5 protein-coding genes are annotated in these 6,735 nt (G+C 58.2%); 2 read left to right on the top strand and 3 right to left on the bottom strand.

Features of this window, described 5'->3' with window-relative positions; all coding sequences use genetic code 11:
• From GT003_RS15015 to GT003_RS15005, 3 genes are all read right to left on the bottom strand, one after another.
• On the bottom strand, positions 1–439 hold a 439-nt coding region (locus GT003_RS15015), incomplete at its 3' end, for a family 4 glycosyl hydrolase (protein ID WP_487247391.1).
• 757 nt (positions 440–1,196) lie between these two features.
• Positions 1,197–2,273 (bottom strand): Gfo/Idh/MocA family protein, encoded by a 1,077-nt coding sequence (locus GT003_RS15010; protein ID WP_161699084.1) that lies wholly within the window; start codon positions 2,271–2,273, stop codon positions 1,197–1,199.
• A gap of 148 nt (positions 2,274–2,421) precedes the next feature.
• Positions 2,422–3,510: a VCBS repeat-containing protein gene (locus GT003_RS15005; protein WP_161699082.1), complete on the bottom strand. Its 1,089-nt coding sequence runs from the start codon at positions 3,508–3,510 to the stop codon at positions 2,422–2,424.
• 173 nt (positions 3,511–3,683) lie between these two features.
• Here GT003_RS15005 and GT003_RS15000 point away from each other — a divergent pair, with 173 nt between their 5' ends.
• The gene (locus tag GT003_RS15000; protein WP_161699080.1) at positions 3,684–4,517 is read left to right on the top strand and encodes a helix-turn-helix transcriptional regulator; all 834 of its coding nucleotides are present in this window, start codon (positions 3,684–3,686) and stop codon (positions 4,515–4,517) included.
• Positions 4,518–4,983: 466 nt separating this feature from the next.
• Positions 4,984–6,705: an extracellular solute-binding protein gene (locus GT003_RS14995; protein WP_161699078.1), complete on the top strand. Its 1,722-nt coding sequence runs from the start codon at positions 4,984–4,986 to the stop codon at positions 6,703–6,705.
• Positions 6,706–6,735: the final 30 nt, after the last annotated feature.

The following is a 6,735-nucleotide window of genomic DNA, read 5'->3' as shown; positions in this document are numbered from 1 at the left end:
TGACGTAGTTGAGCAGGATCGCCTTGGGGCACAGCTCCTCCATGTCGCGCGCCACGTCCAGGATGACCGGGATGCTGCGCAGGGCGCGGAAGACGCCGCCCGGGCCGAGCGTGTCGCCGATGCATTGGTCGACGCCGTACTTGAGCGGGATCTTATAGTCCAGCTCGAACGCGGTCAGGCCGCCGATTTGGAACGAGCAGATGACGTAGTTCGCGCCCGCGAGCGCTTCGCGGCGGTCGGTCGTGATGGAGACGCGGGCCTTGAGATTGTTCTGCGCGATGACGCGGTCGATGTAGCTCTTGACATGCGTTGTCTTGGTCGTCGACGGCGCCATGAGGACGAATTCGGTTTCTTCCAGCACTTCCGTGGCCATGATGTCCAGGATCAGCGTTTTGCAGAACACGACGCTGCCGGCTCCGATGATGGCGACTCTTCTCATAAGAACACCCCGTTCTTTGGAATGGTTTGAAAAAGCGAGATGGCGGGGGCGTGGGGGCCCTGCGGCGGTACGGGTCTGCGTTCGCTGTTGCAGTTCGGAATTCTCTCATCTCCTAAGACATGTAAAGGTGGAATTCCTACTGCAAAGGCGATCTCCGACTCCGTACCTCCTCCGGGCCCCTGCCCCCGCCGAGGCTTTTTAAAGCATGGCCTGCAGAACTTCCCCCGGCAGGGGGCGTTGCAGGGTAGGAGGGCTGACTGTTGTGGAAGACTCACTTTCGTTGCGCTTCGCTCCGGCCTAGACGGCCGACGTCGATCGAACTCAGCCGATGTACCGAACACGGCTTTCCCACTACCCTGTGTACTGAAACGCGGTGAGACCAATTAACGGTTCAACCCACTAAAAGGGCTAAAGAGTAAGTAAGAGTAAATAAGCGCAATTAAGAGAAAATAAGTGCAAATATGCACTTATTATTCGGAAAAATGACCTCCCGGACCAAATAGGTGTAAATGTGCACCTATTTCAAAGCTTTACGTCCCTAAACTTTCGATTACCGCTGCAATAGTTGCATATCTGCACTTATTTCTAGGATTCAAGGATGAAGGCGCCGAATACGTGCATATTTGCACTTATTTCTTTGCACGCTAGTGGTACTGCGAGGCCGCCGAGGCAGCTTGCCTGCAGCGGAAACCGATAATACCTAATATCCTCAAAGGAGCAGGGGTTCCTGCTCCTTTACACCAGGTCCCTTAATGCCCTAAACCTTTGCCAGACCGTTACCGTACGTCTTCGACATGAAGTCGATGTAGGAGCGGGCGAAAATCAAATCCTCGAGCGCTTCCTTCGACGCGCACGGCGCCGGACGCTCGCCGCGTACGGCGGCCAGGAAGTTGCGCGCTTGGTTGCGCATGGCCGAGACGTTCGGCATGATCGGCTGGATGATCTCCGGAGCGCCGGCTTTGGCGCTGTCCTTGTAGATCGTCACTTTGCCCGCTTGCTGGCGAACGAGCGGCGCCGGGAGATCGACGCGAACGAAGCCGTTGTCGAACGCGACGTTGATATGCTCGTGCCATTCGATCGACGTGAGGTACGGCGCCATCTCGAGGCTGACCGTGACGCCGCTGTCGCTTTCGCCCACGAGCAGGACGCCCGCGCGGTCGCCGAACGTCAGCTTGTAGTTCTCGCCGAGGAAGAAACGGATCGCGTTCACTTGGTGGATATAATAGTTAACGAAGATATCCAGCTCGCGCGTTTGGTCATCCGTGTAGTCCGCCGGCCCGGGCTCCGGCGTCAAGGCCGGGTACGGATCGCCCGCGTTCAGCGGCTGGTCGGCCGCAGCCGTCCAATCGCCGGGAGGCATCGTCACGCGGATGCTGCGCAGCTTGCCGAAGTCGCCGCTGGTCTTCCAGGCATCGACTTCCTTCTTGGCGCGTTCCATGGCCGGATCGGAGCGCTTATGGTAGCCGACCATATGCAGCGTGCCGGTCTCCTCGCTGACGCGAACCAGCTCGCGGCCGGCTTCGACGGTCAAGCTGAGCGGCTTCTCCGTGAACACCGGAATGCCTGCGCGCAGGATATCCGGGATCAGGGCTGCGTGATTGCGATACTGCTGGGGCGCGACGATCGCGTCGACCTTCGCGTTCGCGATCAGTTCATGATGCGTGCCGTACACCTCGGGAATCCCGTAACGCTGCGCGACGAGCGCGGCGGACTGCGGCCGGATCTCGGCCAGCGCCACGACCTCGCATTCATCCTTCAATACCGCATAGTTGCTTAAGTGCGCCATCTGTCCCATGCCGCCGCCGCCTACAAAACCGATCCTTACTTTGCTCATTAGTGAAACCTCGCTTTTTCTGGATTATTCAATCATGGATTTCGTATTGCCTGTTCGTAAATGGGTTGGTTCCCTTGCTCATTCGAGAAATACGGTTATCTTGATGATCCGTGAAGAGCTTCGTTGTTCCTGCCCGATTGCGAATCGTTTAGTCGTTCGTTCGTCCGAGATTCTCGAAGAGATAAAGTCCGTCTTTGCCCGGCGCGACGATATCGGGATACCCGTTGCCGCTTAAGTCCTGCACCCAGAAATAGATGCCGGCCCCCGAAGCCTTGCCCGCCGGACCGTAGTCGATCACATGCTTCTCGAATTTGCCGCCTTCAATCTTGTAGTAGTAGATGCCGATGTCGTCGAATGCGCCGGGATCGCCGTCGTTATGCGCCCGGTACCGCTTGCCCGTAATCAGCTCGAGCTCGCCGTCGTTGTCGAGATCGACCAGCCACAGGTCGTGGAACTGGGAGCCGGACATGTCGATCTCGTGCTTCGTCCATGTGCGGGAGCCGTCCTCGGCGCGGCCTTGTTCGTACCAGTGGAGGCCGTAATCATGCGCTTGGCCGACGATGAGGTCGATCATTCCGCTGCCCGTCACGTCATGGCCGAGCACCGGCACGCTGGCGCTGCCGAGCTGGAATTCCGGATGGAAGGTCCATAATCCGGCAAAGGGATCCTCCGGCTGCTCCAGCCAGCCGTTCGCCAGCACGATGTCCATCCGGCCGTTGCCGTCGATGTCGACGAAGCCCATGCCGTGGCCGCTCGCGCCTTCGCTGATGACGAATTTCCGGAACTCGCCGGTTCCTTTGCCGCCGGCATCGCGCACCAGCTTATAGAACGCCTGCGGCGCGCCCGGCGTATTCGGGAAAATCTCCGGCACGCCGCAGCCGTCGATGTCATAGTAGCGAATCGTCTCGATGCTTCCGCAGCGGTCGATGTCGAAGGTTTCCCAGGCCGTTCCGGTCTCGCCGGGATTTCTGCGCCAGCGGAGCGTCTCGCCCCACCATGCGCCCGTGATGATGTCCAGTCGTCCGTCTCCGTCGACGTCCATCGGATAGTCGGAGAAATCGTCATGGTATTCCGAAATCGCCAGCACGTCGCAGATAAAATGCTTATTCGCGTAGTCCGGTCCTTCGTACCAGTACGCGCCGCTGACGATATCCGGCACGCCGTCGCCGTTCACGTCGAAGACCGCGCAGGCCTCGTATTTCTCTTCGGACAACAGCCTTTTCTTGAATTGCAGCACGGTTGATTACACTCCTTGAATTATTTAATGTTGTAAGATATTAAGGATATGCGTTATTCTGAAGATGAAGTTTGCAAGCGCTCTCTATACTAGGTTATGCCAAGAACGACGGCTGTACAATAAGTGAACTTGTGAGAAAAATTATCCATTCTTGCGATATAGGAGGCGAGCCGATGAGCGAGATGTCGCTGTTTCGAAGCCAGCCGGTGTACTTGGGCGGCGCTGCCTTCAGCTTCGACGGCCATCCGGGCCGCTTCAATCTGGAACTGCATAAGCATGACGCCAACAGCGAGATGCTGCTGATCGAGGAGGGCGCGGGCGAGTTCGAGATCGACGGGCGGAGCTTCACCGCCGGCGCGGGCACGCTGCTTTTCTACCAGCGGGGACTGTGGCACAAGGAACTGTCCACCAAGCATCCTTTTCGCGCTACTTATATCGGCTTCACGGGCCTGCAGATGGGCGAGCAGCTGCCGGATTGTTTTTTTGGACAAGGCCAGGACCCCGTGATCGAGCTGCATGAGCATTTGCCGGCGATCGGCAAGCTGATGCGCGACTGCATCGCGGAACAGGACCGCATGGAACCGGAGTCGCAGCTGGTCGCCAATCACTACTTGGGCGTGCTGTTCGTGAAGCTGGCGCGGATCGTGCATTACAGGGATACGGTCTCGGAGCGCACGCGGTCGACGGCCAAAGAAGCGGTATGGAAGGCCAAGCGCATGATGGAAGAGAATTATGGCGCGCCGCTGACGCTGGAGTCGCTTGCCTCGGAAACGTACTTGAACAAATACCATCTGGCGCATTTGTTTAAGGAAATGGTAGGAGTGAGCCCGATTCAGTTCCTGATCTACTGCCGGATGGAAGCGGCGAAACGGTTTTTGCGCACGACCGGCCTGCAGGTGAAAGAGATCGCCGAGATCGTCGGCTACCAGAGCGAGCCTTCGTTCTACAGCGTATTCATGAAGACGATCGGCACGACGCCGCGCAAATACAGGGAAGGCTGCGGCTGATGCTAGCAGCAGCCGGGAGCGGGATGCATGGCGCAGGCGCCGAAGCGGCTTCAGAATGCCGGGCTCGGCTGCCGGACACACCAAGAATTACTTCGTTCCGATCCAAGAAGGAGGCTGGAATCATGAAGAATAAACTCATTCTTTTTGCGATATTCGGAAGCGGCGCTCTCATGCTGGGCGCGCTGATCTGGCTGCTGTGGATCATCCAGCGGATTTGAGCGGGAGGAGCGGTGACGGGAATGAGAACATGCCAAAGGATTCTCGGCGCGATAAGCCGAAGAGTCCTTTTTTATTGTCCAGTTTGCCATTGCTCGTTCCTAAGCGCTATAATGCGCCCTTGTTCGCTCCGATTACAAAGTTGAAGACGGTTGATGCGATGTAAAGAATGGACGATTTTCGCGGCCTGGGAACTGGCTTATCATACAGACATAAGGAATGATCCTTATCGAATCCGGGGAGGTTCACGATGAACAAGAGACGAAACAAATGGGCGACGGCCGCGGTTCCCGGCTTGCTGCTGCTGGCCATGACCACTGCCGCGTGCGGAGGCGGGAACAACGGCAACAATGCGAATGCAGGGGGCAACGGGGACAAGAACGCCTCGAACGCGGCAGCGAACCAAACGGCGAACAACGGCGCTGCGGATGCGCCGACGGTCGATCCGAACGCGAAGTACGATCCGCCCATCGAAGTGACGACCGTCCGCTATACGGATTCTTCCTTCAAATTCAAGGATGGCGAGTCGCTCGACAACAATGCCTGGACGAAGGCCTACGAGAGCGAGCTTGGCATCAAGGTGAAGAACAAATGGGTCGTGAACGGCGAAGGCAACCAGTATAACCAAAAAATCAACCTGACCATCACGTCGGGCGATCTGCCGGACATGTTCATGGTGGACGCCAAGCAGTTCCGGGATCTCGCCGAGGCGGGCAAGCTCGAGGATTTGACGGCGCTCGTCGATCAGTACGGCAGCCCGCTCACCAAGGAAATGATCGATCGCGGGGTCAACGCCAAAGCGGCCGCAAGCTATGACGGCAAACTGTACGCGATCCCGCCAGCGGAAGATTATTTCGGCGGCGCGCCGCTTCTCTGGGTGCGCGCGGACTGGATGAAGAAGCTGAGCCTGCCGGAGCCGAAGACGATGGACGACTTCGTCAAGATCGCGGAAGCGTTCACGAAGCAGGATCCTGACGGCAACGGAAAACCGGATACCTACGGGCTCGCGGCATCCAAGGATGTCATCAGCGGATACCCGGATCTCTCCGGCTTCATGAACGGGTTCCATGCCTACATGAACATTTGGGTGAAGGACGCGTCCGGCAAGCTGGTGAACGGCAATGTGCAGCCCGAGATGAAGACGGCGCTGGCCAAGCTTCAGGAGCTGTATAAAGACGGCGTCATCGACAAGGAGTTCGGCATCAAGGACGGGGGCAAGGCGGCCGAGCTGCAGACGGCCGGCAAAGTAGGCATGAACTTCGGCGCCATGTGGAATCCGCTGTGGCCGCTGCAGGACGGCGTGACCAAGGATCCGAACGCCGAGTGGACGCCGTATCCGATCCCGTCCGTGGACGGAACGCCTGCCAAAGCGCAGTCCAGCGCGGATTTCAACGCTTTCTGGGTCGTGAAGAAGGGTGCCGCGCATCCGGAAGCGATCGTGAAGCTGTTCAACTTCTACAATGAGAAGATCGTCGGCGAGTCGGCGGAACCGGCCGTCTACCATACCGACAACGGAATCGAAGTGTTCAAGTACGCGCTGATGGCAGGCGGCTTCGGCACGCCGCAAGGCCTGCTGACCGTGCACAAGAACGTGATGGACGCGCTGTCCGCGGGCGACGCGGCCAAGCTGACGCCGGAAGAGAAAAGCTATTTCGACAAAATCAAGCTGTTCCAAGGCGGGGACCGCACGAACTGGGGCACGAACAAAGTCTTCGGCGAGAACGGCTCCTGGGCGGTGATCGGCGCGAGCTACAGCGACGGCGGACTGTTGATGAAGAACGAATTCTTCGGCCCTCCGACGCCGGGCATGACCGAGAAACGCGCCATCCTGGATAAGCTGGTGCTGGAATCGTTCACGAAGATCATCCTCGGTGCGCCGATCGGCGACTTCGACAAGTTCGTCGAGAACTGGAATAAGCTCGGCGGCGAGCAAATTACCCAGGAAGTCAACGACTGGTACGGCTCCAAATAATGCTTGAAGCGAAGGCCGGAGCATGCATCC

The organism is Paenibacillus sacheonensis, from assembly GCF_009909195.1.
GTDB classification, from domain to species: Bacteria; Bacillota; Bacilli; order Paenibacillales; family Paenibacillaceae; genus Paenibacillus_Z; species Paenibacillus_Z sacheonensis.
The sequence above is the reverse complement of the archived record's forward strand: the minus strand, read 5'-3'. Positions and strand labels throughout refer to the sequence as shown.

What these genes read in the sequence shown, in the direction of transcription:
- GT003_RS15000 (WP_161699080.1), top strand. Translation starts at nt 3,684, where the DNA reads ATGAGCGAGATGTCGCTGTTTCGAAGCCAGCCGGTGTACTTGGGCGGC.
- GT003_RS14995 (WP_161699078.1), top strand. Translation starts at nt 4,984, where the DNA reads ATGAACAAGAGACGAAACAAATGGGCGACGGCCGCGGTTCCCGGCTTG.
- GT003_RS15010 (WP_161699084.1), bottom strand. Translation starts at nt 2,273, where the DNA reads ATGAGCAAAGTAAGGATCGGTTTTGTAGGCGGCGGCGGCATGGGACAG.